20 protein-coding genes and 1 pseudogene are annotated in these 25,934 nt (G+C 58.3%); 4 read left to right on the top strand and 17 right to left on the bottom strand.

Features of this window, described 5'->3' with window-relative positions; genetic code table 11:
- Positions 1-62 precede the first annotated feature (62 nt).
- Positions 63-1,571 carry a glycerol-3-phosphate dehydrogenase gene (gene glpD / locus ACK5JN_RS05440; RefSeq protein WP_416869223.1) on the top strand — a complete coding sequence of 503 codons (1,509 nt, stop codon included), beginning with the start codon at positions 63-65 and terminating at the stop codon, positions 1,569-1,571.
- A gap of 45 nt (positions 1,572-1,616) precedes the next feature.
- Here the strand turns inward: glpD and glgP are convergent, their stop codons facing one another.
- The 6 genes from glgP to asd all read right to left on the bottom strand — a co-directional run bounded on the left by glgP (position 1,617) and on the right by asd (position 12,416).
- On the bottom strand, positions 1,617-4,064 hold the full coding sequence (gene glgP, locus ACK5JN_RS05435) for a glycogen phosphorylase (protein WP_416869222.1): 2,448 nt from the start codon (positions 4,062-4,064) through the stop codon (positions 1,617-1,619).
- Between the two features lie 17 nt (positions 4,065-4,081).
- Positions 4,082-5,515, bottom strand: coding sequence for a glycogen synthase GlgA (gene glgA, locus ACK5JN_RS05430; protein ID WP_416869221.1), 1,434 nt, complete (start codon positions 5,513-5,515; stop codon positions 4,082-4,084).
- A complete protein-coding gene (glgC, locus tag ACK5JN_RS05425) occupies positions 5,515-6,810 on the bottom strand; it encodes a glucose-1-phosphate adenylyltransferase (RefSeq protein ID WP_416869220.1) in 1,296 nt (431 codons plus the stop codon). Before glgC ends, glgA begins: the two co-directional genes overlap by 1 nt.
- Positions 6,811-6,889: 79 nt before the next feature.
- On the bottom strand, positions 6,890-8,866 hold the full coding sequence (gene glgX, locus ACK5JN_RS05420) for a glycogen debranching protein GlgX (RefSeq protein ID WP_416869219.1): 1,977 nt from the start codon (positions 8,864-8,866) through the stop codon (positions 6,890-6,892).
- Positions 8,867-8,870: 4 nt separating this feature from the next.
- A complete protein-coding gene (gene glgB / locus ACK5JN_RS05415) occupies positions 8,871-11,057 on the bottom strand; it encodes a 1,4-alpha-glucan branching enzyme (RefSeq protein WP_416869218.1) in 2,187 nt (728 codons plus the stop codon).
- Between the two features lie 252 nt (positions 11,058-11,309).
- Positions 11,310-12,416 carry an aspartate-semialdehyde dehydrogenase gene (gene asd / locus ACK5JN_RS05410; RefSeq protein WP_416869217.1) on the bottom strand — a complete coding sequence of 369 codons (1,107 nt, stop codon included), beginning with the start codon at positions 12,414-12,416 and terminating at the stop codon, positions 11,310-11,312.
- A gap of 232 nt (positions 12,417-12,648) precedes the next feature.
- Between asd and ACK5JN_RS05405 the strand changes: the two genes are divergently transcribed.
- Entirely contained in the window at positions 12,649-13,242 is a 594-nt protein-coding gene (locus ACK5JN_RS05405) for a YhgN family NAAT transporter (protein ID WP_035892151.1), read from the top strand.
- A 96-nt stretch (positions 13,243-13,338) separates the two neighbouring features.
- On the opposite strand, the gene gntU is transcribed toward ACK5JN_RS05405, so the two are convergent.
- The 5 genes from gntU to ACK5JN_RS05380 all read right to left on the bottom strand — a co-directional run bounded on the left by gntU (position 13,339) and on the right by ACK5JN_RS05380 (position 18,309).
- Positions 13,339-14,679 (bottom strand): gluconate transporter, encoded by a 1,341-nt coding sequence (gene gntU, locus ACK5JN_RS05400; protein WP_416869216.1) that lies wholly within the window; start codon positions 14,677-14,679, stop codon positions 13,339-13,341.
- The gene (gene gntK, locus ACK5JN_RS05395) at positions 14,676-15,209 is read right to left on the bottom strand and encodes a gluconokinase (RefSeq protein ID WP_416869215.1); all 534 of its coding nucleotides are present in this window, start codon (positions 15,207-15,209) and stop codon (positions 14,676-14,678) included. The genes gntU and gntK overlap by 4 nt, the downstream gene beginning before the upstream one ends.
- A gap of 147 nt (positions 15,210-15,356) precedes the next feature.
- The gene (gntR, locus tag ACK5JN_RS05390) at positions 15,357-16,352 is read right to left on the bottom strand and encodes a gluconate operon transcriptional repressor GntR (RefSeq protein ID WP_416869214.1); all 996 of its coding nucleotides are present in this window, start codon (positions 16,350-16,352) and stop codon (positions 15,357-15,359) included.
- A 102-nt stretch (positions 16,353-16,454) separates the two neighbouring features.
- Complete coding sequence (locus ACK5JN_RS05385) at positions 16,455-17,150, bottom strand: pirin family protein (RefSeq protein ID WP_416869213.1); 696 nt, start codon at positions 17,148-17,150, stop codon at positions 16,455-16,457.
- A gap of 121 nt (positions 17,151-17,271) precedes the next feature.
- A complete protein-coding gene (locus tag ACK5JN_RS05380) occupies positions 17,272-18,309 on the bottom strand; it encodes an oxidoreductase (RefSeq protein WP_416869212.1) in 1,038 nt (345 codons plus the stop codon).
- A 264-nt stretch (positions 18,310-18,573) separates the two neighbouring features.
- On the opposite strand from ACK5JN_RS05380, the gene yhhY reads away from it, so the two are divergent.
- Entirely contained in the window at positions 18,574-19,068 is a 495-nt protein-coding gene (gene yhhY / locus ACK5JN_RS05375) for an N-acetyltransferase (RefSeq protein ID WP_416869211.1), read from the top strand.
- A 28-nt stretch (positions 19,069-19,096) separates the two neighbouring features.
- Here the strand turns inward: yhhY and ACK5JN_RS05370 are convergent, their stop codons facing one another.
- The gene (locus ACK5JN_RS05370; protein ID WP_416869210.1) at positions 19,097-20,557 is read right to left on the bottom strand and encodes a phospholipase effector Tle1 domain-containing protein; all 1,461 of its coding nucleotides are present in this window, start codon (positions 20,555-20,557) and stop codon (positions 19,097-19,099) included.
- 157 nt (positions 20,558-20,714) lie between these two features.
- The gene (gene ggt / locus ACK5JN_RS05365; protein ID WP_416869279.1) at positions 20,715-22,463 is read right to left on the bottom strand and encodes a gamma-glutamyltransferase; all 1,749 of its coding nucleotides are present in this window, start codon (positions 22,461-22,463) and stop codon (positions 20,715-20,717) included.
- Between the two features lie 119 nt (positions 22,464-22,582).
- On the opposite strand from ggt, the pseudogene ACK5JN_RS05360 reads away from it, so the two are divergent.
- Positions 22,583-22,891 (top strand): annotated as a pseudogene (locus ACK5JN_RS05360) (DUF2756 family protein); the annotation flags it as partial.
- Between the two features lie 8 nt (positions 22,892-22,899).
- Here ACK5JN_RS05360 and ugpQ read toward each other — a convergent pair.
- The 4 genes from ugpQ to ACK5JN_RS05340 all read right to left on the bottom strand — a co-directional run.
- Positions 22,900-23,640: a glycerophosphodiester phosphodiesterase gene (gene ugpQ / locus ACK5JN_RS05355; RefSeq protein ID WP_416869209.1), complete on the bottom strand. Its 741-nt coding sequence runs from the start codon at positions 23,638-23,640 to the stop codon at positions 22,900-22,902.
- Positions 23,637-24,707 carry a sn-glycerol-3-phosphate import ATP-binding protein UgpC gene (locus ACK5JN_RS05350; protein ID WP_416869208.1) on the bottom strand — a complete coding sequence of 357 codons (1,071 nt, stop codon included), beginning with the start codon at positions 24,705-24,707 and terminating at the stop codon, positions 23,637-23,639. Before ACK5JN_RS05350 ends, ugpQ begins: the two co-directional genes overlap by 4 nt.
- 1 nt (position 24,708) lies before the next feature.
- Entirely contained in the window at positions 24,709-25,554 is an 846-nt protein-coding gene (ugpE, locus tag ACK5JN_RS05345) for a sn-glycerol-3-phosphate ABC transporter permease UgpE (RefSeq protein ID WP_416869207.1), read from the bottom strand.
- On the bottom strand, positions 25,551-25,934 hold a 384-nt coding region (locus tag ACK5JN_RS05340; RefSeq protein ID WP_416869206.1), incomplete at its 5' end, for an ABC transporter permease subunit. The genes ugpE and ACK5JN_RS05340, both read right to left, overlap by 4 nt.

Raw genomic sequence — 25,934 nt, 5'->3', positions numbered from 1 at the left:
TTGCTATTATGAGCGATATCGAACATTAATGAGCTTTAACGAAAGTGCCCGAGGTAGCAATAATGGAAACCAAAGATCTGATTGTGATAGGTGGCGGCATCAACGGTGCAGGCATTGCGGTCGACGCGGCGGGACGCGGGTTATCCGTGCTGATGCTGGAAGCCAGAGATCTGGCCTGCGCCACGTCCAGCGCCAGCTCGAAACTGATCCACGGCGGTCTGCGCTACCTTGAACACTACGAATTCCGCCTGGTCAGCGAAGCGCTGGCCGAGCGTGAAGTGCTGCTGAAAATGGCCCCGCACATTGCCATTCCGATGCGTTTCCGCCTGCCGCACCGGCCGCATCTGCGCCCGGCATGGATGATCCGTACCGGTCTGTTTATGTACGATCATCTGGGGAAACGCACCAGCCTGCCCGCCTCTACCGGTTTGCGTTTTGGCGCAGAATCGGTCCTGAAGCCGGAGATTGTGCGCGGTTTCGAATATTCCGACTGTTGGGTCGACGACGCGCGTCTGGTGCTGGCTAACGCCCAGATGGTGGTGAAAAAAGGCGGAGAAGTCCGCACCCGTACTCGCGCTATCTCGGCGAAACGCGAAAACGGCCTGTGGGTGGTGGAAGCGGAAGATATCGATAGCGGCGAAAAATTCCGCTGGCAGGCGCGCGGGCTGGTCAACGCCACCGGCCCGTGGGTCAAACAGTTCTTCGACGACGGCATGCAGCTGCCTTCCCCCTACGGTATCCGCCTGATTAAGGGCAGCCATATCGTGGTGCCACGCGTGCACAACCAGAAGCAGGCCTACATTCTGCAAAACGAAGACAAGCGCATCGTGTTTGTGATCCCGTGGATGGACGAATTCTCAATTATCGGCACCACCGACGTCGAATACCACGGCGACCCGAAAAACGTCGAGATCGAAGAGAGTGAAATTAACTACCTGCTGAAGGTCTACAACGGCCACTTTAAAAAGCAGCTCGCGCGCGAAGATATCGTCTGGACCTACTCCGGCGTGCGCCCGCTGTGCGACGACGAGTCGGACTCACCGCAGGCGATTACCCGCGACTACACGCTGGATATCCACGACGACCACGGCAAAGCGCCGCTGCTGTCGGTGTTTGGCGGCAAGCTCACCACCTACCGCAAGCTGGCGGAGCACGCGCTGGAAAAACTGGCACCGTACTATCAGAACATCGGCCCGGCGTGGACCAAAGGCGCGGTGCTGCCTGGCGGTGAAATCGGCAGCGATCGTGACGACTACGCGGCGAAGTTGCGCCGTCGCTATCCGTTTATCAGCGAATCACTGGCCCGCCACTTCGCCCGCACCTACGGCAGCAACAGCGAGCTGATTATTGGCGATGCGAAGGATATCGCCGGGCTGGGTGAAGATTTCGGCCATGAGTTTTATGAAGCGGAGCTGCGTTATCTGGTAGAACACGAGTGGGTGCGTCGCCTCGACGACGCCATCTGGCGTCGTACTAAGCAGGGGATGTGGCTGAACGCCGAGCAGCAGTCGCGGATTAGCGCATGGCTGGTGAAAACGCTGGGAAAGCCTGAGTTGTCGCTGGCGTCGTAAGCGACCAGGGGAAAAGAAACGGGGCCAATCGGCCCCGTTTGACGTTTACAGCCTTACCGGCTCGATATACCAGATATGCTCGGCATACTCTTTGATCGTGCGGTCAGAGGAGAAGTAGCCCATGTTGGCGATGTTGTGCATCGCTTTGGTGGTCCACTGCTCCGGCTCCTGATACAGCTCATCCACCTTATCCTGGCAGTCTACGTAGCTGCGGAAGTCGGCCAGCACCTGATAGTGGTCGCCGAAGTTAATCAGCGAATCCACCAGGTCGCGGTAGCGGCCCGGTTCGCTCGGGCTGAACACGCCGGTGGCGATTTGCGTCAGCACCTGGCGCAGTTCGGCGTCCTGCTCGTAGTAGTCGCGCGGGCTATAACCCTTACGACGCAGCGCCTCCACTTCTTCAGCCGTGTTGCCAAAGATAAAGAAGTTATCCGCCCCCACGTGCTCCTGCATCTCAACGTTAGCCCCGTCCAGCGTACCGATGGTTAACGCGCCGTTGAGCGCAAACTTCATGTTGCTGGTGCCGGAAGCCTCGGTGCCCGCCAGCGAGATCTGCTCGGAGAGATCCGCCGCCGGAATGATCATCTGCGCCAGGCTCACGCTGTAGTTCGGGATAAACACCACCTTGAGCTTATCGCCAATCTGCGGATCGTTGTTGATCACCTCCGCCACGTCGTTGATCAGGTGAATGATGTGCTTGGCCATGTAGTAAGCCGAAGCGGCCTTACCGGCGAAGATATTCACGCGCGGCACCCACGTCGCGTCCGGGTCGGCCTTGATGCGGTTATAGCGGGTGATGACATGCAGCACGTTCATCAGCTGGCGCTTGTACTCGTGGATACGCTTGATCTGCACGTCAAACAGCGCGTGCGGGTTCACCACCACGTTCAGGTTCTGGGCAATAAACGCCGCGAGGCGCTTTTTGTTTTCCAGCTTGGCGTGCTGCACCGCCTGATTCACCTTCGGGTAATCAATGTGCTGCTCCAGCTCGCTCAGCTGGCTGAGATCGGAGCGCCAGGTCTTGCCGATGTTGTCGTCCAGCACCTCAGAGAGCGCCGGGTTCGCCAGCGCCAGCCAGCGGCGCGGCGTCACGCCGTTGGTGACGTTGGTAAAGCGCATCGGGAAGATGGTGGCGAAGTCGGCAAACAGCGACTGCACCATCAGGTTCGAGTGCAGCTCGGAAACGCCGTTGACCTTCTTACTCACCACCACCGCCAGCCACGCCATGCGCACGCGACGGCCGTTGGACTCGTCAATGATCGAGGTGCGGCTCAGCAGCGCGGTGTCGTTCGGGTACTGTTCCTGCAGCGTTTTCAGGAAGTAGTCGTTAATCTCGAAGATAATCTGCAGGTGGCGCGGCAGAATTTTGCCGAGCATATCCACCGGCCAGGTTTCCAGCGCCTCGCTCATCAACGTGTGGTTGGTGTAGGAGAAGACCTGGCAGGTGACGGTAAACGCTTCGTCCCAGCTGAACTTGTGCTCGTCAATCAGCAGGCGCATCAGCTCTGGGATCGACAGCACCGGGTGCGTATCGTTAAGGTGGATGGCAATTTTATCCGCCAGGTTGTCATAGGTTTTATGCAACATGTAGTGGCGGTTTAAAATGTCCTGCACCGTGGCGGAGACCAGGAAGTACTCCTGACGCAGACGCAGCTCGCGCCCGGAATAGGTGGAGTCGTCCGGGTAGAGCACGCGGGAGACGTTCTCCGAATGGTTCTTATCTTCCACCGCGGCGAAGTAGTCGCCCTGGTTAAATTTACCGAGGTTGATTTCGCTACTGGCCTGGGCGTTCCACAGGCGCAGCGTGTTGGTGGCGTCGGTGTCATAGCCGGGGATGATTTGATCGTAGGCCACCGCCAGAATCTCTTCCGTTTCCAGCCAGCGGCTGGTTTTGCCTTCCATCTGCACGCGGCCGCCGAAACGCACCTTGTAGCGGGTGTTGTGGCGCGGGAACTCCCACGGGTTGCCGTATTCCAGCCAGTAGTCCGGCGACTCTTTCTGGCGACCGTCGACGATGTTCTGTTTGAACATACCGTAGTCGTAGCGGATGCCGTAGCCGCGACCCGGCAGCGCCAGCGTCGCCAGCGAGTCGAGGAAGCAGGCCGCCAGACGGCCCAGACCGCCGTTGCCAAGGCCCGGGTCGTTCTCTTCGTCGATCAGCTCTTCGAGGTCTAACCCCATTCCTTCCAGCGCGTTTTTCACGTCGTCATACAGACCTAACGACAACAGCGCATTGGAAAGCGTGCGGCCAATCAAAAATTCCATCGACAGGTAGTAAACCTGCCGCGTTTCCTGGGAAAGCTGGGCGCGGTTGGAGCGCAGCCAGCGCTCCACCAGACGATCGCGAACGGCAAACAGCGTGGCGTTCAGCCATTCGTGTTTGTTGGCGATAGCCGGATCTTTCCCGATGATGAACATCAGCTTATAGGCAATAGAGTGCTTCAGTGCCTCAACGCTGAGAGTCGGTGATGCATACGTAAAGGGTGCATTCATAGCTCAGATCCCCGTAGTTAGATCAGGCGTTGGTAAAGCTCACGATAAGCGTGCGCGGCAACCTGCCAGCTAAAATCCATGTTCATTGCCTGGCGCTGTACATAGCGCCAGAGCGACGGACGAGACCATAATACGAAAGCACGGCGGATGGCTCTGAGCAGCGACCAGGCGTTGCTGTCTTCAAAGACAAAACCGCTGGCGATACCGTCAGCCAGGTTTTCCAGCGAGCTATCCGCGACGGTATCGGCCAGGCCACCGGTGCGACGCACCAGCGGCAGCGTGCCGTACTTCAGACCGTACAGCTGCGTTAAGCCGCACGGCTCAAAGCGGCTCGGCACCAGGATAACGTCTGCGCCGCCGATAATGCGGTGCGAAAACGCTTCGTGATAGCCAATCTGCACGCCCACCTGCCCCGGATGCTCCGCGGCCGCGGCAAGAAAACCTTCCTGCAACACCGGGTCGCCTGCGCCCAGCAGCGCCAGCTGACCGCCCTGCTCCAGCAGGCCCGGCAGCGCTTCCAGCACCAGATCCAGCCCTTTCTGGCTGGTCAGGCGGCTGACCACGGCAAACAGCGGCGCGCTATCGTCGACCTTCAGCCCCATCGCAATTTGCAGCTGCCGTTTGTTTTCCGCTTTCTTCTCTAGCGTATCGCGACCGTAGCTCGCGGGCAGCAACAGGTCCTTTTCCGGACTCCAGACGTTGGCGTCCACGCCGTTGAGGATCCCCGACAGGCGGCCCTCTCTATGCCGCTGACGCAGCAGCCCCTCCATGCCGTAGGCAAACTGCGGTTCGGTGATCTCCCGCGCGTAAGTTGGGCTGACGGCGGTAATATGATCCGCGAAGAACAGCCCCGCCTTCAGGAACGAAATTTGCCCATGGAACTCCAGCCCGTGCATGTTGAAGTACTCTCCCGGCATCTGGATTTCATCCATATGGTGGCTGTAAAACAGCCCCTGATACGCCAGGTTATGCACCGTAAACACCGATTTCGCCGGGCGACCACGGGCCGCCAGGTAGGCCGGGGCCAGGCCCGCATGCCAGTCGTGGGCGTGCACCACCTCCGGGCGCCAGAACGGATCCAGACCGCAGGCCATTTCACTGCCCACCCATCCCAGCAGCGCAAAGCGCTTCACGTTATCGGGGTAGGCGTTCAGGTGGGTATCGTGATACGGGCTACCTGGGCGATCGTAGAGATGCGGCGCATCAATCAGGTAAATACCGACGCCGTTATAGTGGCCGAACAGCAGCGTAATGCGCCCGGCGAACGTGTCGCGACGCGTAACCACTTTGGCATCGGTAATGCCGCGGCGGATATCCGGAAACGCCGGTAACAGCACGCGAGCGTCGGTACCTTCGGCAATCTGTGCCGCCGGCAGCGCGCCAATCACATCCGCAAGGCCACCCGTTTTTAATAACGGGAACATCTCTGAACAAACGTGTAAAACCTGCATTATCGCTCCTGTTTGTACCCCAGCTGCCGCAACATCTCGCGCGTTACCAGCACGATCCCCTCTTCTGAACGGTAAAAGCGACGAGCATCCTCTTCCGCATCTTCACCGATCACCATACCTTCTGGAATCACGCAGGCCCGGTCGATCACGCAGCGACGCAGTCGTGAGGAGCGCCCTACCCAAACGTCTGGCAGTAAGACTGCCGAATCAATGTTACAGAATGAGTTCACGCGCACGCGTGGGAACAGCACCGACTGCACCACCACCGAACCGGAAATAATACAGCCGCCGGAGACCAGCGAGTTCAGGGTCATACCGTGGCTGCCGGAGCGGTCCTGGACGAACTTCGCCGGAGGCAGAGACTCCATATGGGTACGGATAGGCCAGTGCTGGTCGTACATATCCAGCTCAGGAGTCACCGACGCCAGGTCGAGGTTCGCTTTCCAGTAGGCTTCCAGGGTTCCCACATCGCGCCAGTACGGTTCGGCATCCGGGTCGGACTGTACGCAGGACAGCGGGAAAGGATGTGCATAAGCCGCGCCAGCTTTGGTGATTAACGGAATTAAATCTTTACCGAAGTCGTGACTGGAGTTTTCGTTGAGGTCATCCTGCTCCAGCAGTTCATAAAGGTAATCGGCATCAAAGACATAGATACCCATGCTGGCCAGCGATTTGGTGGGGTCGCTCGGCATCGCCGGCGGGTTAGCCGGTTTTTCGACGAAGTTGATAATCTTGTCGTTTTCGTCCACCGCCATCACGCCGAACGCCGTTGCCTCTTCAATGGGCACCGGAATGCACGCCACGGTGCAGCGCGCGCCTTTTTCGACGTGGTCGATCAGCATGCGCGAGTAATCTTGTTTGTAGATGTGGTCACCGGCGAGGATCACCACATACTCCGCCTTATAGCGGCGAATAATGTCGAGGTTCTGGGTCACCGCATCGGCGGTGCCGCGATACCAGTTTTCACCGTGCATCCGCTGCTGAGCAGGCAGCAGATCCACAAATTCGTTCATCTCTTCGCTGAAGAAGGACCACCCGCGCTGGATGTGCTGCACCAGCGTGTGCGACTGGTACTGCGTAATCACGCCGATACGGCGAATCCCGGAGTTCAGGCAGTTGGATAATGCAAAGTCGATAATGCGAAATTTACCGCCGAAGTGGACGGCGGGTTTTGCCCGTTTATTGGTGAGATCCTTAAGTCGCGTACCGCGTCCGCCCGCCAGAATCAGGGCGACGGATTTGATAGGTAACTGGCGAGCCAGCATTAAGGGATCGTTTTTTTCTAGCCTAACCATGATTAACTCCTTTTGTTGCTCGTCCTTCCGGGTTATTAGGTAGCCCCCACGCGGCGCGGGGTTCCGGGTAATTCAGAGACTATGACCTTTGAAATACGCACACTCCGTGCGCGGGCCCATGCCAGACAGCCATGACCACCGGCGCTTCATTGCCGGTGAATGGAGGAACGGCGTGCCATTCCCCCACGGGTAACTTCAGGTTTGCCACGTCTTGCGTCGCATTGAGCGTAATGAGCCAGCGATCGGAAAGCAGAATCTGCATCCGGCACGCCCCGTGCTGCCACTCCTCGGCAGACAACGGCTGCGCGTCCTGATTGAGCCACTGAACGTTGCCATCGCCCTCCCGCCACCAGCTATCGGCCGTTAAGGCCGGAATCTGCTGGCGCAGGTGAATTAAGGCGGCGGTAAAGTCCGTTAGCGCATCATCCGCGTTTTTCCAATCGAGCCAGGTCAACGAATTGTCCTGACAGTAGGCATTGTTGTTACCTTGCTGGCTGTGACCGTGTTCATCACCGGCCAGCAACATTGGCGTTCCCTGCGATAACAGCAGCGTGGTCAGCAGCGCCTGAACGCTTTTTTGCCGACGCGCCATTACTTCCAGGTTTGCTTCCAATCCTTCGATACCATGATTATTGCTATGGTTATTGCTGGTTCCGTCACGATTCTCTTCACCGTTGGCGTCGTTGTGCTTGTTATTGAAGCTGACACAATCGCGCAGGGTGAAGCCATCGTGGGCGGTCACCAGGTTGATGGCCGCGTGCGGGCGGCGTTCCCGATGCTCAAATACGTCGCTAGAAGCGGCGAAGCGCTGGGCAAATTCCCCCAGCGGCAGCGACGCCTCAAGCCAGAAGCGACGCATGGCATCGCGGAAACGGTCGTTCCACTCGCTAAACCCAAGCGGAAAATTCCCCACCTGGTAGCCGCCGTCGCCGATATCCCACGGTTCGGCAATCAGCTTCACCCTGGACAGCACCGGGTCATCGTGGATAGCGTTGAACAGCGGCGCATCCTGGCGATAGCCCGGCGTTCGGCCAATAACCGACGCTAAATCAAAACGAAAACCATCAACGTGGCAGACGTCAACCCAGAACCGCAGGCACTGACGGGCGTATTCCACGACGCCCGGGTGACTGAGGTTCAGCGTGTTGCCGCAGCCCGTCCAGTTGTGATAATCGCCGTCTTCTCTCAACCAATAATAGCTGCGGTTATCGATCCCCCGCAGCGAGAAGGTCTGACAGTGCAGATCCAGCTCGGCGCTGTGGTTCAGCACCACATCGAGGATCACCTCGATACCGGCCCGGTGCAGCGCTTTTACGGCATCACGAAACTCATCGAGCGCGCGCTCGGGCGAACTGGCGTAGCGCGGCGCCAGCGCAAACATCGCCAGCGGGTTGTAGCCCCAGTAGTTGCTCAACCCCATGCGCTGGAGGCGCGGCTCGCTGCCGAAATGCGCCACCGGCAGCAGTTCCAGCGCGGTAATGCCGAGCCGCTTGAAGTAGGCGATCATCACCGGGTGACCGAGCGCCCGGTAGGTGCCGCAAATCTCTTGCGGCATATCCGGGTGGCGTAGCGTCAGCCCTTTGACGTGCGCTTCATAGATAACGGTTTTGCCCCACGGGGTGCGCGGCGCGGCGTCATCCTGCCAATCATAGGCCAGATCGACGACCACCGATTTTGGCGCCACCGGCGCGCTGTCGCGTGAGTCCGGCGCATCGTAGCCGTCGTGAAAGCACGGGTCGTCGACCAGCTCGCCATCCACACGATAGCAGCACGGGTCGAGCAGCAGCTTTGCCGGGTTGAAACGGTAGCCCTGCTGCGGGTCCCACGGGCCGTGCACCCGATAGCCGTAGTGCAGGCCGGGGCGCGCATTGGGCAAATAGCCGTGCCAGACGTCGCCGCTGCGGGCGGGAAGGTCATAGCGCGACTCGTTGCCCAGCGCGTCAAACACGCAGAGTTCCACCCGCTGGGCATGCGCCGAGAAGAGCGTGAAGTTCACGCCCTCGCCGTCAAAGCTCGCGCCGAGCGGCGCGGGTTTCCCTACTGCCAGTTGCCCCATGCGGTTAGTCCCCTTCCCGTACCAGCCAGATCGTCGACAGCGGCGGCAGCGTCAGGCTCAGCGACTGCGCGCGGCCGTGGCTTTCAATCGCATCGCTCTGCACCAGCCCACCGTTTCCGACGTTGCTGCCGTGATAATGCGCGGAGTCGGTATTCAGCACTTCGCGCCAGCGGCCCGGCTGGTTAACGCCAAAGCGGTATTCATAGCGCGGCACCGGCGTAAAGTTACTGACTACAATCACCTCGTTCCCGGCCCTGTCGCGGCGGACAAAGGCAAAGACCGAACGCTGATGGTCATCCACCACCAGCCATTCAAAACCGTAGCGGTCAAAGTCCAGCTCGTGCATCGCTTTGTGGTGACGATAGGTCAGGTTGAGATCGCGCACCAGACGCTGTACCCCGTTGTGCCAGTTATCGTCGCCTTCCAGCAGATGCCAGTCGAGGCTACCGTCAAAGTTCCATTCGCGCCCCTGAGCAAACTCATCGCCCATAAACAGCAGCTTTTTGCCCGGGAAAGCGAACATCCAGCCGTAGTAGGCGCGCAGGTTGGCAAACTTCTGCCACGCATCGCCCGGCATCCGGTCAAGAATGGATTTTTTGCCGTGGACCACTTCGTCATGCGACAACGGTAAAACAAAGTTTTCCGTGTAGTTGTACAGCATGCCGAACGTCATTTTGTCGTGATGGTACTGACGATGAACCGGATCGAGCTTCATGTAGTCGAGGGTGTCGTGCATCCAGCCCAGGTTCCATTTAAACCAGAAGCCCAGCCCGCCCATGTCGGAGGGGCGCGAGACGCCGGGAAAGTCGGTCGACTCTTCCGCCATGCTCACCGCGCCCGGTACCTGCTCGCCCAGCACGCGGTTGGTGTTGCGTAAGAACTCAATGGCTTCAAGATTTTCGCGGCCGCCAAACTCGTTGGGGATCCACTCGCCCTCTTTACGACTGTAGTCGCGGTAAATCATTGACGCCACTGCATCGACGCGCAGCGCGTCAATACCAAAGCGTTCAACCCAGTACAGCGCGTTCCCAGCGAGGAAGTTGCTGACTTCGCGGCGGCCATAGTTATAGATCAGGGTATTCCAGTCCTGATGGTAGCCTTCGCGCGGGTCGCTGTGCTCGTACAGGTTGGTGCCGTCAAACTCGGCCAGCGCGAAGTCATCCGACGGGAAGTGCCCCGGCACCCAGTCAAGAATGACGTTCAGACCGGCGGCATGAGCGGCGTTGATAAAGTAGCGGAAGTCTTCACGCGTACCGAAGCGACGGGTTGGCGCGTACAGGCCGGTTGGCTGATAGCCCCAGCTGCCGTCAAACGGATGCTCGTTAATCGGCAGCAGCTCCAGATGGGTGAAGCCCATCCATTTGGCATACGGCACCAGCTGGTCGGCCAGCTCGCGGTAGCTCAGCCAGTAGTTGTTATCGGTATGACGACGCCACGAGCCGAGGTGCACCTCGTAGATAGAGATGGGCGCGTCTAGCTGGTTGGCCTTTTTACGCTCCTCGCTCTGCTCTACCTTGGGCGGCAGGCCGCAGATCAGCGAAGCCGTTTCCGGGCGCATCTGCGCTTCGAAGGCGTACGGGTCGGCTTTAATTCGCAGCGCGCCGCGGGCGTCAATCATCTCGAATTTATACAGCTGGCCGTTATGCGCCCCCGGAATAAACAGCTCCCAGATACCGGTTTCCCGGCGCAGGCGCATTGGATGACGGCGGCCGTCCCAGTAGTTGAACTGCCCCACCACCGAGACGCGCTGCGCGTTAGGCGCCCAGACGGCAAAGCGGGTGCCGGTAATGCCGTCCATGGTATCCGCATGCGCGCCGAGCCTTTCATACGGACGCAGGTGGGTACCTTCAGACAGCAGCCATGCGTCCAGTTCCTTCAGCAACGGGCCAAAACTATAGGGGTCATCAATAAGATTCTGTTGGCCATGCCAGACGACAGCCAACTGATAGCGGAAGAAATTTTTACGACGCGGCAGAACGCCGCAAAAGAAACCGCGTGAGTCCACGCACTCCAGCTTACCCACTTTACGGCCGGTTTTCGGTTCAATCACCCAAACGTCGGTCGCGTCAGGCAGTAACGCCCGCACTTCCAGCCCTGCTTCCGTTCTGTGCATCCCCAGTACGGAAAAAGGGTCCGCAAAATGGCCTGCAATCAGCGCATTAATCACGTCTCTATCAATACGATCAGACATGCTTCATCATCCTTAGTTTTTGTATCGCCTCAATCCAATTTAAATGGCGACATTTGTGACCTGAACGGTGCGGCACGACGTTATGTGCCTCTCTCGGCCCCGTTCAACCTTCAGTCAAGGTGACAGACCTTGATTAAAGCATAGTCAACGCTTTACCTGACTCCTGAGAGAAAAATAGACATAACCGCGTTTACTCCTTGTATTACGCAAAAAAAAGGGGTGGTTCGCCACCCCTCATCAATGAATAAATGTTTACGCCAATTGGCGTAGCATACGACGCAGCGGCTCGGCTGCGCCCCACAGGAGCTGGTCGCCAACGGTAAACGCTGACAGGTACTCCGGCCCCATGTTCAGTTTGCGCAAACGCCCAACTGGCGTGGTCAGCGTACCGGTGACCGCCGCCGGGGTGAGTTCACGCATCGTGATTTCACGATCGTTTGGTACCACTTTCGCCCACGGGTTGTGCGCTGCCAGTAATTCCTCCACAGAACTTATGGAAATATCTTTTTTCAATTTCAGCGTGAATGCTTGGCTGTGGCAGCGCAGCGCGCCGACGCGCACGCAGAGGCCGTCAACCGGGATCACGGAAGAGGTAGCGAGGATTTTGTTGGTCTCGGCCTGGCCTTTCCACTCTTCGCGGCTCTGGCCGTTGTCGAGCTGTTTGTCGATCCACGGAATCAGGCTGCCCGCCAGCGGAACGCCGAAGTTATCCACCGCCAGATCGCCGCTGCGGGTCAGGGCGGTCACTTTACGTTCGATATCCAGGATAGCGGAAGCCGGATCGGCCAGTTCGCTGGCGACGTGGCCGTGCAGCTGGCCCATCTGGGTCAGCAGCTCGCGCATGTGGCGCGCACCGCCGCCGGACGCCGCCTGGTAGGTGGCGACAGAGGCCCACTCCACCAGATCGTTGGCAAACAGGCCGCCCAGCGACATCAGCATCAGGCTGACGGTACAGTTACCGCCGACGAAGGTTTTAATCCCGTTGTTCAGACCGTCGGTGATGACCTGCTGGTTCACCGGGTCGAGAATGATAATGGCGTCATCTTTCATGCGCAGCGAGGAAGCCGCGTCAATCCAGTAGCCCTGCCAGCCGCTTTCACGCAGCTTCGGATAGATTTCGTTGGTATAATCGCCGCCCTGGCAGGTGACAATAATGTCGAGCGCCTTCAGCGCTTCAAGATCGTAGGCGTCCTGAAGCTTACCACCGGTGGTGCCGCCGAACGACGGCGCAGCTTGACCTAACTGAGAGGTGGAGAAGAAGATCGGGCGAATGGCATCGAAATCGCGCTCTTCAACCATGCGTTGCATGAGCACAGAGCCGACCATCCCGCGCCAGCCGATAAAACCAACATTTTTCATAACGTATTTTCCTGCAAATAGGTGCTGTTATTGCGTACCAGTTCCACTGGGCATCCGTTCACATTACAAAAAGCAGCTAAAGTCGCAAGTGAAATTAATCAATGATTGCGAAGCAATCAGAAATGCAACTTATTCCCCCTCCCGTAGGGGCCACATTTATCCGCGTTGAACTCCGCAACGAGGACGATGTGTAGAGCAGAAATTCCACAACAATTATCAGGGAATTTGAGTCATGAGTGAAATCTTTTCCGCCGCCGTTTTATTGATCCTGATTATGGATCCACTGGGTAATTTGCCCATTTTTATGTCGGTGCTAAAACACACGGAACCCAAGCGCCGCAAGGCGATCATGATACGTGAGCTTTTAATCGCACTCCTACTGATGCTGATTTTTCTCTTCGCCGGCGAGAAGATTCTGGCCTTCTTAAACCTGCGCGCCGAGACGGTTTCCATCTCCGGCGGCATCATTTTATTCCTGATTGCCATTAAGATGATTTTCCCCAGCGCCACCGGTAATAGCTCGGGGCTGCCGGCGGGCGAAGAGCCGTTTATTGTACCGCTCGCCATTCCATTAGTTGCCGGGCCGACGCTGCTGGCGACGCTGATGCTGCTGTCGCATCAGTATCCCAACAATTTGTCGCACCTGGTGATTGCGCTGCTGATTGCCTGGGGCGGTACGGTGGTGATTTTGCTGCAGTCGTCGCTGTTCCTGCGGCTGCTGGGCGAGAAAGGGGTGAACGCGTTAGAGCGCCTGATGGGATTGATTCTGGTGATGATGGCGACCCAGATGTTCCTGGACGGTATTCGGATGTGGATGAAGGGATAAAAGGTTGGTTCGGTGCGGCCCCGGGGTCGGCGTAAACGCCTCGCCCGGGCTACATCAGCGGTAGCCCGGTCGAGCGTAGCGACGCCGGAAAGACAATTAGCTCAGCAGCGAAAACGCCACCATACCGACAATCGCGCCAACCGTACCAAGGATGGTTTCCATCATGGTCCAGGTTTTCAGCGTCTGCGCTTCGGTGGCGCCGGTAAATTTACCGAACAGCCAGAAGCCCGCGTCGTTAACGTGGCTCACCACGATGGAACCGCCGCCGATACAGATAGACAGTGCCGCCAGCTGTGCGCCGTTGTAGTTCAGCTGTTCAATCACCGGCATCACCAGGCCAACGGCGGTCAGACACGCCACCGTTGCGGAACCCTGAATAATGCGCACCGCGGCCGCCAGAATGAAGCAGGTCAGCGCAATCGGCAGGCCCATCCCGGTCAGGGCTTCACCCAGCGCCGGACCGACGCCGGAATCCACCAGCACCTGTTTAAACACGCCGCCCGCGCCAATCACCAGCAAAATAATCCCCGCCGGCTGCAGCGCCGCGCCGCAGATCGCCATCACTTTGTCTTTCGCCATGCCCTGACGGTACGCCAGGCCATAAATCGCTACCAGGCAGGCGATCAGAATCGCGGTGAACGGGTGACCGATAAATTCAAACCACTGATAGGTTTCAGACTCCACCGGCACAAAGCGCGCGGCGATCGTTTTCAGCCCCACCAGCACCAGCGGCAGCAGGATCAGCGCCAGGCTAAAGCCGAAGGACGGCATTTTGCCTTCGCCGAGGTGCGGCTCGCTGATGTCATCAGGAATGTTCAGCTCAACGTAGCGGCTGATAAAGTTGCCCCACAGCGGCCCGGCAATAATCATCCCCGGGATCGCCGCACACAGGCCAATCAGAATCATCCAGCCAAAGTCAGCGTGCATCTGGGAAGCCAGCAGCATCGGCGCAGGCCCCGGCAGCAGGAACGCCGCGGCGGCAGCAACGCCAGCGAACAGCGGGATCACCAGCTTCACCAGGTTGGTGCCGGTGTGACGCGCCATGGAGAACGCGACGCTAATCAGCAGCACGATCGCCACTTCAAAGAACAGCGGCAGCGCACAGATAAGACCGGCGATGCCGATCGCGTAGTGCGCGCGGCTGTGGCCGAACGATTTCAGCATTTTGACCGCAATCTGATCGACCGCGCCCGTTTCATGCAGAATTTTGCCAAACATCGCGCCCAGCGCGACCACGATAGCCAGGAAGCCCAGCGTACCGCCCATCCCCTTTTCCATGGTTTCCGCGATTTTAATCAACGGCATACCGGAGAAAAGTCCTGCACCAATAGAAACCACCATCAACGCCAGGAAGGCATGCATACGCGCCTTCATGACTAAAAACAGCAGCAGTAAAACGGAACCTACTGCTGTTAAAACTAACGATAAAGTTGTCACGCGATACGGCCTTTGTTAATCACTTCGATGGTGCTGTCGATTACGCCTTCCAGCGGCTGATCGATATCCACCACCAATACGTCGCTTTCGTCAGCGCCCGGCTCTTGTAGCGTCTCAAACTGCGTCACCAGCATCTGGGTTTTGAAGAAGTGGCCTTTACGCGCTTTCAGGCGGCTTTCAATCACGTCAAAATCGCCTTTCAGGTACACGAACGACAGGTTCGGGTTACCTTCGCGCAGAATGTCGCGGTACGCTTTTTTCAGCGCCGAGCAGACAATCAGCGAGACTTTGTTGGTGCGCTGCATAGCAAAAGCGGCGTCGTTCAGCGCCTGCAGCCACGGTTTGCGGTCGTCATCGTTCAGCGGCTCACCGGAGGACATTTTGACGATATTGCTGCGCGGGTGCAGGAAATCGCCGTCCAGAAACGCGGCGTTCAGGCGATGTGCGACTTCGCTCGCAACGGCGGATTTACCGCTGCCGGATACGCCCATCAATACATAAACGTGGTGATCGTGGTTAGTCGTGCTCAAGGCGTCCTCCTGTTGGGCACTGGGTATTTGTTACGGGTAACAGTTATCGGTAACATTGTCCTGCCGGGCAACTGGATAAGCAATAACCATTCGTGCCGGAACTGAATTCTGAGTGAATATGTGTGATCTAGTTCAAATTTGTGGGGCCTAAATAGAACCGCCCGGTGACAAAGTGAAACCTAAATCTAACATTTTTGGCGTTACCACCTCGCCGCGAATACGGGCAAGCAGCCGTTCTGCACCAATGCGCCCCATGCGCTCACGCGGCGTGAGGACGCTGGCGAGACGCGGTTCCATAACCTGGCCAATGTCGTGGCCGTGGAAACCGGCAATCGCGATATCGTCGGGGATCTTCAGCCCGAGGCGCTGGCATTCAAACGCTGCGCCGACCGCGAGGTCATCGTTGGTACAAAAGATGCCGTCAAGCTGCGAGAATTCGCGTCGCGCCTGGCGCATCAATTCAATGCCCGAGGTGTAGGACGATGACTGTTCGACCATGACGCTGTACGGCGTGAGGCCCGCGTCGAGCATCGCCTGCTCGTAGCCCTTCTGTTTAATGATAGTACGCTCATCGAGGCGCGCGCCTAAATAGGCGATGTGCCGATGGCCGCGGGCGATGATCGCCGCCGTCATCTGCCGCGCCGCTTCAAAGTTATCGAACCCGACGGCGATATCAAGGCACGGCGACTGGCTGTCCATCAGCTCCACCACCGGGATACCGGCGACTTCAATCATCTTCAGGGTGCGAGGCGTGTGGGTACGTTCGGTGAGGATCAGGCCGTCAATGTTCCAGGAGAGCATCGACTCCAGGCGCTCCTGCTCCATTTCCGGCTTGTAGCCGTAGTGGGCGAGCATCGTCTGGTAGCCGTGGGCGTCGGTGACGCTTTCCACGCCGCGCAGCACTTCCGCAAAGACCTGGTTGGTTAACGAGGGCAGCAGCACGCCAATGGCGCGGCTGGTGGCATTGGAGAGAATATCGGGAGCCCGGTTGGGGATGTAGCCCAGATCGTCAAGCGCTGCCGCAATTTTCCCGCGTAACGCTTCGGAAACCTGTTCCGGGTTACGTAAAAAACGGCTTACCGTCATTTTGGTCACGCCAACGCGGTCGGCAACATCCTGAAGTACGGGTCTTTTCTTTTTCATCGTCCAGAGGCAAACAAAGGTGAAATATTGCTGAAGTTTACCACGGAGATGACGCAACCTCCCCGCAAGATTGGGGAGGTTGCGTTAATTATTTAAGCCGGATCAAACTGGCGGCAGATCGAAGAGTAAAATTTCGCTTTCGCCGTCGGCGTGGACCGAAATCGCCTGCTCGTCCCAGATAGCCAGGCCATCGCTGGTGGTGGCTTTGGTGCCGTTGATGCTCACTTCGCCTTTCACCACCTGAATCCACACGCGGCGGTCAGCGGCAATCTGATGCACCGACTGTTCACCTTTCGCCAGCGCCCAGCGGTACAGCTCCATATCCTGGTACACCTTCAGCGAACCGTCGCGGGCGTCCGGCGACAGCACCAGCTGTTTGCCCTGCGCGGCATCGAAACGGCGCTGTTCATAGCGCGGCGTGATGCCGGTTTTTTCTGGAATAATCCAGATCTGGTACAGGTGCAGCTTATCGGTGGCGCTCGGGTTGTATTCAGAGTGACGCACCCCGGTACCGGCGCTCATAATCTGGAACTCGCCCGCCGGCACCTGCTCTTTGTTGCCCATGCTGTCCTGGTGCTCTACCGCGCCTTCCAGCACGTAGGTCAGGATTTCCATGTCTTTATGCGGGTGGGTCCCGAAGCCCTGTCCGGCATCAATCACGTCATCGTTAATGACGCGCAGCGCGGAAAAGCCCATGTAATTCGGATCGTAGTAGTCGGCAAACGAGAAGGTATGCCAGGAATCCAGCCAACCATGATTGGCATGACCACGTTCATTTGCTTTGCGTAAGAAAATCATTTTTTACCCCCTCATGTTTTCGATAAAACAAGTTTGGACGTAAACCGCTCAGGATGATAGTGGGTGAAAATTGACTCCTCTGTTCAAAAAATATGAACAAGAGCAGAGGAGCCATTTTTACTTATCTGGCAAGGGATATGGTGGCGGGTGACGGCTGCTCAAAGGCCCGCTCAAGCAGTTCCATATTGGTCAGAGCCTCAGTTTCCTTGACGAAATTCGGCGCGCCGTGGGTCAGCGTCTGGTAGAGCGCATCGTACACGCGGCCGTAGTCGCCGCGCTCGGCTGGCCACTGCTCTTTGACCGTTTCCCCAGCGTCATTGACGTACTCCAGCTGCGCCAGCGAATCGTCCGCCGCAAAGCCCGCGTCGCCCGGCATAATGCCCGCTTTCAGGCTGGTTTCCTGCTGGTCGATACCGTACTTCACGAACGAGCCTTTGGTACCGTGAACGATAAATTTCGGGTAGTCGATTTTCACCAGGTGGCTGGTTTTAACAATCGCCTTCAGGTTGCCGTAGAACAGCTGCGCTTCGAAGGTGTCATCAGGATTGGCCGGGTTGCGCAGGCTGCGGATGTCATACGCCGCGTGATCCGGGCGGCCAAACAGCGAGATGATCTGGTCCATGGTGTGAACGCCGAGGCCGTAAAACGCGCCGTCCTGCGGGCGGCCCGGCTGGGTTGGCGCTTCCGGGCGGTAGTAGTCAAAGTGGCTTTCCACTTCAACAATCTCGCCCAGCTTGCCGCTCTCGATGGCCTTCCTGGCGGTCAGGAAGCAGGAATCAAAGCGACGGTTCTGATACGGCGACACGGTCAGCCCTTTGCTTTTCGCCAGCGCAAACAGTTCCTTCGCTTCCGCCAGCGTCGGGGTGAACGGTTTCTCAACCAGCACGTTTTTACCGGCTTCCAGCGCTTTTTTCGCATACTCAAAGTGGCTATCGGCATGGGTACACACCACCACCAGCTTCACCTGCGGGTCGCCCAGAATGTCGTTCAGCTCGCTGGTAAAGTGGATGTGCGCGTACTGCGGCAACTGCTCGTCCGGCTTCGGGCTACGGCGATAGATATGCGCCACGTGCCAGTCGGCTTTGCGGTGCAGAACGTAGGGAAGATGGTAGCGGGTGGTGCTTTTGCCAAAGCCAATGAAGGCGCAATGCAGAGTCATGGTTCAGTCCTTTTGAAGAGTTTGCTGAATACCATAGCGCAATGACAGACAAAAAAAAGCCAGCTTATAGCTGGCTAAAGTAATACTGGAAGCAATGTGAGCAATGTCGTGCTTTCAGGTACTCCACAAGGCGCCCTGAATGCAGGACAATAATAATCATTCTCATTCGCAACTGTCCAGCGTTTTTTGCAAAAAAAGCGCATTGACGCACATTTCAAAATCAATGATGTTAAAGAGGACATTTACCCCACGAAGGAAAAAAGAATGAATGACATAGTGATACGCCATGCTGACCCGAAAGATTTCGACGCCATTCGTCAGATCCACGCCCAGCCGGAGGTGTATCACAACACGCTACAGGTCCCTCATCCTTCCAGCCATATGTGGCAGGAGCGGCTAACCGACCGGCCCGGCATCAAACAGCTGGTCGCCTGTATCGGTAGCGAGGTGGTTGGTCATCTCTGTATTGACGTCGCCCAGCGCCCGCGCCGTAGCCACGTTGCCGATTTCGGTATCTGCGTCGACGTCCGCTGGCAAAACCGCGGCGTCGCCAGCGCGCTGATGCGCACCATGATTGATATGTGCGACAACTGGCTGCGCGTCGATCGCATCGAGCTAACGGTGTTTGTCGATAATGCCCCGGCGGTCGCCGTATACCAGAAGCACGGGTTTGAAATTGAAGGCACGGGAAAACGTTACGCGCTGCGCAACGGCGAGTATGTGGATGCGTATTATATGGCGCGGATGAAACCCCTTTAAACCGCTCGCCCGGCCACCTGCCGGGCGCTTACCGCTTTTTGCCGTTCAAATCGTAGACGGTTCTGACCCACCCTTCATCAGGTCGATTCACAAAGCCGAGCGTTTCCGATACCGCCGCCCCGCCATACAGCTCGCCCGATTCATTCACCGCCACGCTGTTCCAGTTGGCCGAGCAGTGAATATAGCCCTGCGCCAGCGTATCGGATTCCTGCGTGCTATAGCCGTTGACCTGTGCGCCAACGCGTACCGCCTTCCCCATTTGTCTGGCGCGTTCGATAAGGGGTGCTAATACCTCCGGCACATGCAGAGTCGGCTCATCAAACCGCACGCCGGCCGCGCGCGCCGCATCCAGCATCACCCATAGCGCCGCCTGCGACCAGTCGGCGCTCACCTGCCGCTGCCGCAGCGTCAACGCGGCAAAACACCGTTTTTGCATCTGCCCATAGCGATCGTTCGGGGCAAATTCATCCATCCAGGTTTCCGGCGTCGCCGCGTGCGTACGCAGTATCGGCGCCATTGCGGGAGCGTTGTTGAGTGCGGCAAGCTGCGCGAGCGCCTGCTGATAGACGGCGGAGCGTTCGCCGGGCAGACTCCACGGCACCGTATCTACCCGCGGGCGCGTGAGAAAGAGATCTTCACGCATTTGGGGCAGATAGCCGCCGCCGATATCCGAATGCACGCCCGGTAACGACAGTTCCGGCCACGCCGGGGCGACGCTGTTCAGCGCAAAGTTATAGCGGCATTCATGCTGAGCGACGATCTGAAAAACGTGCTCCGCCACGCCCGGGCGCAGAGCCAGATTAAGCTCGCCGCAATCCGGGCTGTGAGGGTCCATGCCGTTGCCCAGCGTCGCCATCGCCGCAACGGTATCAAACAGACCAATAAAGCGCGTTTGAATGCGCGGAAGTTCGCCTGTAGCGGAGCCAATGGCGCGAAAAATGGCGGGATCTTCCGACTGTAGGCGATTGGCGAAATGGCGCGCCGCCGCCGCGCCGCGGCTGAAGCCGAAGAGATCGAACTGCACGCGTTCAATCACCCACCGGCCGCTGAGCGAAGCAAGTGCCGCCGAAACCGCCGAACTCAAGCGGGCAATCGCCTCGTCGGTTTTGGCTATCGTGCCATATTCACCGCTGCCAAAACCCATCCCGATGACGCAATCAGGCTTTCCCGCGCCGGTGCCTACGCCTTCAATATAAATCGCCAGTTGCATCAAAAGACTATCGGCAGAATCACGTTGAGCGTAGCGCGTATATAGCTGATAAATATTGGTGTAATAGCCGAGATAACTCGCCGCTTGCGTACCGCTGACCCCAAAATGCGTTTGGGCATTGCGCCGGAAGCGTTGTTCTGTCTCAACGCTGTCGATATTTCCGCGCTGCTGGCTAAAAATCTCCACCATTTTTTGGGTGGTTAACGCATTATTGCCCGTTCCATCAAAAAATATACCTAGCGCAAGCGTCACCCTTCTTACCGGTCCTTCTGCGTCCATCACGCCTCCTTGCGAAATAAAGAGGCCAACATGACACGCTGATTTTCACGGGCAAAAACGTTTTTCGTTACAGACCGCGATTAACGGTAAGTAATTTGCCGATCTATTCTTTGAAATTATCTGATCTAACATTCCATTGTTAGATCAGATATATAGATTAATATCCCGCCGTTAAATCATCCGGCGAACGCGGGTCCGACGCGCCATACAGCGTGCCGTCCGGGTCTACCATAATGCTCTGCGTGCTGCCCATCGCCTCTTTGACCGCCACTTTCTGGCCTTTGGCCTCCAGCAGCTTCAGCGTATCCGGGCTAAAGCCCTTCTCAACCCGCAGCTCGTCCGGCAGCCACTGATGATGGAAGCGCGGCGCGTTGGTGGCTTCCGCCACGTTCATGCCAAAGTCGATGCTGTTCACCACCATTTGCAGCACCGTGGTGATGATACGGCTACCGCCAGGGCTACCGGTAACCAGCCAGGTCTTACCGTCTTTCACCACGATGGTCGGCGACATCGACGACAGCGGGCGTTTGTTCGCCTCTACCGCGTTGGCATCGCCGCCCACCAGCCCGTAGACGTTCGGTACGCCCGGTTTGGCCGAGAAGTCATCCATCTCGTTATTCAGCAGAATGCCGGTGTTCCCCGCCACGATGCCGGTGCCGAAGGTGGTGTTGAGGGTGTAGGTCACCGCCACCGCGTTGCCGTCTTTATCCACCACCGAGAAGTGGGTGGTCTGGTTGCTTTCGTACGGGGCCAGCTTGCCCGGTTTAATCTGGCTGGAGGGTTTGGCCTTGTTGATATCGATCTGCTCAGCTATCGATTTGGCGTAGGCTTTGTTGGTCAGCGCCTGCCACGGCACCTTCACAAAATCCGGGTCGCCGAGGTATTCCGAACGGTCGGCGTAGGCATGCTTTTCAGCTTCCGCCATCAGCTGCATCGCGTCGGCGCTGCCGAAGCCGTATTTATGCAGGTCGAAATTTTCAAGAATATTAAGGATCTGCACGATGTGGATCCCGCCGGAGGACGGCGGCGGCATGGAGAACACTTCATATCCGCGATAGGTGCCGCCGATCGGCGTGCGCTCGACGGCCTTGTAGTTCGCCAGATCCGCTTTGCTCATCAGCCCGCCGTTTTTTTGCATCTCTTCGGCAATCTGATCGGCTATCGCCCCTTTGTAGAAGGCGTCCGGCCCGTGTTCGGCAATCAGCTCCAGGCTTTTCGCCAGATTGGCCTGCACCAGCTTGTCGCCCTTCTTCAGCGGTTCGCCGTCTTTCCAGAAGATCGCTTTACTGTTGGGATGGTTGGGCAGGACTTCACTGCCGTAGGTTTTCAGATCGTCGGCCAGCGCATCGTTAACGATAAAACCCTCTTGCGCCAGCTTCAGCGCCGGGCGAATCACTTTGTTCAGCGGCAGGGTGCCGTATTTTTCCAGCGCCAGCGAGAAACCGGCGACGGTGCCCGGCGTGCCGGAGGCGAGATGCGAGGTCAGCGATTTTTTGCTGTCCGGGTTGCCGTGATCGTCGAGGAACATGTCGCGAGTCGCCTGCTCCGGGGCCATTTCCCGGAAATCGATCGCCGTGGTTTTGCCGTCTTTGGTGCGCAGCAGCATAAATCCGCCGCCGCCGAGGTTACCGGCCTGCGGGTGCGTCACCGCCAGCGCGTAGCCAACCGCTACCGCCGCGTCCACGGCGTTGCCGCCCTGGCGCAGAATCTCTACGCCCACCCGCGTAGCGGCGGCATCGACCGAGGCTACCATTCCCTGCCGGGCGCGCACCGGGTGAAAGACATCTTCTTCCACCCCGTAGGAGACGGGTGGCGGCGGAGGCGGTGCCGCTACGGCGCTAAAACAGCTTCCTGAGAGCAGAGCAGCAAAGGCTACCCGGCGTAAAAACGTCGGCGTTGTGATCATCATTATTCTCCAGAGCGTGCGGTGAGGTCCCCACTAAGCCTGGTTCAAAATGCTGAAATAATCCTCGTTATGGCGGGAAAGGAGTAAACTTAAGAGATCCCCTACAAGGAGGAAAGATGATGAAACGATTACTGATTCTCGCCGTGCTGCTGCCGTTCACCGCGCTGGCCGCGCCGCTGAACATCGACAACAACCCGAATCAGCCGGGCTACGAAATCCCCAGCCAGCAGCGCATGCAGTCGCGGATGCTGAACCAACAGCAGCAGCAGAAAGGGATGCTGAATCAACAGCGGCAAGTGCAGACGCAGCAGCAACAGCTGCATCTGCAAAACCAGCTCAAGGCCAACCAGCAGCGGGTACAGCAGGCCCAGCCGGGTGCGCTCACCCCGAATCAGCAGCCGCTGCCAAACAACAACGGCGGCATGCTGAAACAGTATTAAGGCTGGAAGTCCGGCCCGATAACGTCAATCGCATCAGTACAGATGCAGTTGACGCCCCAGCGCAGCAGCTCCCGCGCGCGCTGGGGGTTATTGACCGTATAGACCAGAATCTTCAGCCCGGCGTCACGCAGCGCATCCACGCGCGCCTCATCAAGTAAACGGTGGTTGAGGTGGATGGAGACGCAGCCCAACCGGGGGGTGAGCTCGCGCCAGTCATCGCGCCACTCGTCCAGCAGCAGGCCGCGCGGTAGCTCCGGGGCGGCCTGCTGTGCGGCTTCCAGCGCGTCTACCTCAAATGACGAGAGCAGCGGCGGCGTCATACCGGCCCACAGCTCGCGAGCGGCCAGCGCCACCGTTTTGCCGGTCAGCGGGCCGGTGCCGGTGGTCGGTTTGATTTCAATGTTCGCCATCATGCCGTGCTGACGGCAGCGTTCCGCCACCTGCGACAGCAGCGGCAGCGGCTCGCCCTTAAAGCGGCTGGCAAACCAGCTGCCCGCGTCAACGCGCAGCAGGTCCTGCCAACTCAACTCCCCCGCCACGCCCCAGCCGTTGCTGGTGCGTTCGAGGTTGTCGTCATGCAGCAGAAAAATCTCGCCGTCCTTCGACAGCTTGGCGTCAAACTCAATCATGGTGTGGCCGTAGCGCGCGCCCATGTCGATCGCCGCCAGGGTATTTTCCGGCGCTAATTTACCGCCGCCGCGATGGGCGACGATGTGAGGATAAGGCCAGTTACTCATACTCGCATTCCTGTTTCACCTTCAAAGAGGTGCAGATTCTCGTCCGGCAGATGCAGCCACAGCGTGGTGCCCGCATGGGGGCGCTGCTGGTGCGGCAGGCGAATCACCATTTTCTGTTCGCCGAAGCGCCCGTGCGCCAGGTTATCTGCGCCTAACATTTCCAGCGTGTCGATAACCATCGGCACGCCGCCTTCCGCCTGCGAGCTTAGCGCAATATGTTCCGGGCGGATACCCAGCGTCATTCGGCGTCCGGCATATTCACGGCGTGGCGCAGGCAGCGGCAGCTGCATGCCGCTGGCCAGTATAAAGCGGCTGCCGGACGCATCCAGCAGGCCGTCCATCAGGTTCATCGCCGGGCTGCCGATAAAGCTCGCCACAAAGCGGCTGGCGGGCCTCTCGTACACCTCCACCGGCGTACCAATCTGCTCGGCAATGCCTTTGTTCATCACCATCACCCGCTGGGCGAGAGTCATCGCTTCCACCTGATCGTGGGTAACGTACAGCGAGGTGGTTTTCAGGCGACGATGCAACTGCTGCAGTTCGAGGCGCATCTGCACCCGCAGCTTGGCATCGAGGTTGGACAGCGGCTCATCAAACAGAAACACTGCCGGGTCGCGCACAATCGCGCGGCCCATCGCCACGCGCTGACGCTGGCCGCCTGAAAGCTCACGGGGACGGCGTTGCAGCAGGCCATCGAGCTCCAGGATACGCGCCGCTTCCTGCACCCGCTCGGCGATCAACCCTTTACCCATCCCGCGGATCTTCAATCCCCAGGCCATATTCTCTTCGACGCTCATGTGCGGGTAGAGGGCATAGTTCTGGAACACCATCGCGATACCGCGATCCTTCGGCTCCATTTCGGTGACGCGCTTGCGGTCAATCCAGATATCGCCGCTGCTCACGCGCTCAAGACCGGCCACCATGCGCAGCAGCGTTGATTTTCCACAGCCGGACGGGCCGACCATCACGATAAATTCGCCATCCGCGACGTCCAACGTCAGCGGTTGGATCACCTGGGTTTTGCCATCCCAACTTTTAGTTACTGCCTGTAGTTTTAAACCAGCCATTTTATTTCTCACTGTCGACCAGGCCACGCACAAACGCGCGCTGCATGGTTAAAACGATAACAACCGGGGGAATAAGCGTGAGCAGCATCGCCGCCATCACCTGGTTCCACTGGGTGGTGCCCTCGCCGGTGGCGATCATGCCTTTGATACCCGCCACCGCGGTGCCAAGATTGACGTCCTGGATAATCAGCAGCGGCCACAGATACTGGTTCCAGCCGTAGATAAAGGTGATCACAAACAGCGCCGCGAGATTGGTTTTCGACAGCGGCAGCACGATGTCGCGGAAAAAGCGCATCGGCGAAGCACCGTCGATGCGTGCCGCTTCAATCAGCTCATCCGGCAGCGTCATAAAGAACTGACGGAACAAGAAGGTGGCGGTCGCCGAGGCCATCAGCGGCAGCGTCAGTCCGGCGTAGCTGTCGAGCATTTTCAGGTTGGCGATAACTTCTACCGTCGGAAAAATACGGACCTCAACTGGCAGCATCAGGGTGATAAAAATCATCCAGAAGAACAGGTTACGCAGAGGAAAACGGAACCAGACAATGGCGAATGCCGAGAGCATCGACACCACAATTTTCCCCACCGTGATGCCGAATGCCATGATGAAGCTGTTGAGCATCATCAACCAGAATGGCGCACTGTTCGCCCCGACGCCCTGGGTCCAGATGGTGGCCATGTGGTCCAGCAGGTGTCCGCCGGGGATCAGCGTCATCGGCGGCTCAAACACCGCCTTGTTATCCAGCGTCGCCGCGCCACACGCGTCATACAGCGGGAACAGGATCACCGCAATCCCCACGATCAGCATGGTGTGGCTGAAAATCGTCAGCCCGCGACGGTTCTCAATCATTGGTAGCGCACCTTACTTTCAACATAGCGGAACTGAACCACCGTCAGCACGATCACCAGCAGCATCAACACCACCGACTGGGCTGCGGAAGCGGAGAGGTCCAGACCGGCGAAACCTTCGCGGTAGATCTTGTAGATCAACGTGGTGGTCGCCTGTACCGGGCCGCCGGCGGTGGCCGCATCGATCACCGGGAAGGTATCGAAGAAGGCGTAGACCAGGTTGACCACCAGCAGGAAGAAGCTGACCGGCGCGATCAGCGGCAGCGCCAGCTTAAAGAAACGCCGCACCGGCCCGGCGCCATCAATGGCGGCGGCCTCGACCAGCGATCGCGGAATTGACTGCAATGCCGCGAAGAAAAACAGGAAGTTGTAGCTGATCTG

This window comes from Kluyvera sp. (genome assembly GCF_047971185.1).
Taxonomy (GTDB): domain Bacteria; phylum Pseudomonadota; class Gammaproteobacteria; order Enterobacterales; family Enterobacteriaceae; genus Kluyvera.
Note: the sequence above shows the minus strand (reverse complement) of the source record. Positions and strands in the feature narration are given on the sequence as shown.